Source organism: Streptomyces sp. NRRL WC-3549 (assembly GCF_000721935.1).
Taxonomy (GTDB): Bacteria; Actinomycetota; Actinomycetes; order Streptomycetales; family Streptomycetaceae; genus Streptomyces.
Window position 1 is genome coordinate 73,131 of the sequence record NZ_KL585413.1, and the last position, 1,739, is coordinate 74,869.

Here is a 1,739-nt window from a genome sequence, read left to right on the forward strand (position 1 = left end):
CGCCACACGCTGGCCCGCCATGTCGAGGGCGCCTCCCACATGGCCGAGGGCTACACCCGTGCCGCCGCCGGGAACATCGGTGTCTGCGTCGGTACCTCGGGACCGGCCGGCACCGACATGATCACCGGCCTGTACTCCGCCGCCGCGGACTCCGTGCCGATCCTCTGCATCACCGGCCAGGCTCCGACGGCCGTGCTCCACAAGGAGGACTTCCAGGCCGTCGACATCGCGTCCATCGCCGCTCCGGTGACCAAGGCCGCCACCACCGTCCTGGAGGCGGCGCAGGTCCCCGGCGTCCTCCAGCGGGCCTTCCACCTCATGCGCAGCGGGCGCCCCGGGCCAGTCCTCGTGGACCTGCCCGTCGACGTCCAGCTGACCGAGATCGAGTTCGACCCGGAGCTGTACGAGCCGCTGCCGGTGCACAAGCCGGCGGCGAGCCGCAGGCAGATCGAGCGCGCGCTGGACATGCTGGAGGCCTCCGAACGCCCGCTGATCGTCGCGGGCGGCGGCGTCATCAACGCCGACGCCGCGGAACTCCTGGTCGAGTTCGCCGAGCTGACCGGGGTCCCGGTCGTCCCCACCCTCATGGGCTGGGGCGTCCTGCCCGACGACCACGCGCTCAACGCGGGCATGGTGGGTCTGCAGACCTCGCACCGCTACGGCAACGCGAACTTCCTGGAGTCCGACTTCGTCCTCGGCATCGGCAACCGCTGGGCCAACCGCCACACCGGCAGCCTCGACGTCTACACCGGGGGCCGCACCTTCGTCCACGTCGACATCGAACCCACCCAGCTGGGCAGGATCTTCGCCCCGGACCTCGGCATCGCCTCCGACGCCGGGGCCGCGCTGGAGCTCTTCGTCGAGGTGGCGCGGGAGCGCGAGGCCGAGGGCCGGCTCAAGGACCGCGCGGCCTGGGCGGCCTCCACCCAGGAGCGCCGGGCCACCCTCCAGCGCCGTACCCACTTCGAGGACGTGCCCCTGAAGCCGCAGCGGGTCTACGAGGAGATGAACCGCGCCTTCGGGCCGGAGACCCGCTACGTCACCACCATCGGCCTCTCCCAGATCGCGGGCGCGCAGATGCTGCACGTCTACCGGCCGCGCCACTGGATCAACTGCGGGCAGGCCGGGCCGCTCGGCTGGACCGTCCCGGCCGCGCTCGGCGTCGCCACGGCCGACCCGGGCGGCTCGGTCGTCGCGCTCTCCGGCGACTACGACTTCCAGTTCATGCTGGAGGAGCTGGCCGTCGGCGCACAGCACCGCATCCCCTATGTGCACGTCCTGGTGAACAACTCCTACCTGGGGCTCATCCGGCAGGCGCAGCGCGCCTTCGACATCGACTTCCAGGTCAGCCTGGAGTTCGAGAACCTCAACTCCCCGGAGCTGGGCGTCTACGGCGTGGACCACGTCAAGGTCGTCGAGGGGCTGGGCTGCAAGGCGATCCGGGTCACCGAACCGGACGCCCTGCTGCCGGCGTTCGAGCAGGCGAAGAAGCTGGCGGCCGAACACCGGGTGCCGGTCGTGGTCGAGGCGATCCTGGAGCGGGTCACGAACATCTCGATGAGCGGGACGGACATCGCGTCGGTCAACGAGTTCGAGGAGCTGGCCACCGAGCCGGGCCACGCCCCCACGGCCGTCCGTCCGCTCACGGTCTGACGGCCCGGGTACGGGGCAGCCTCCCGGCCGCCCGCCCGGATGCCACGGCGCCGGCCGCCGCGACCCCGACGGGCCGCGGCGGGCCG

Annotated in this window: 1 protein-coding gene; it reads left to right on the forward strand. The window is 72.2% G+C overall.

Annotated elements, in window-relative coordinates; all coding sequences use genetic code 11:
* The coding region (gene gcl, locus IH13_RS0121155) for a glyoxylate carboligase (protein WP_031086745.1) at positions 1-1,653 on the forward strand (1,653 nt) is incomplete at its 5' end.
* Positions 1,654-1,739: the final 86 nt, after the last annotated feature.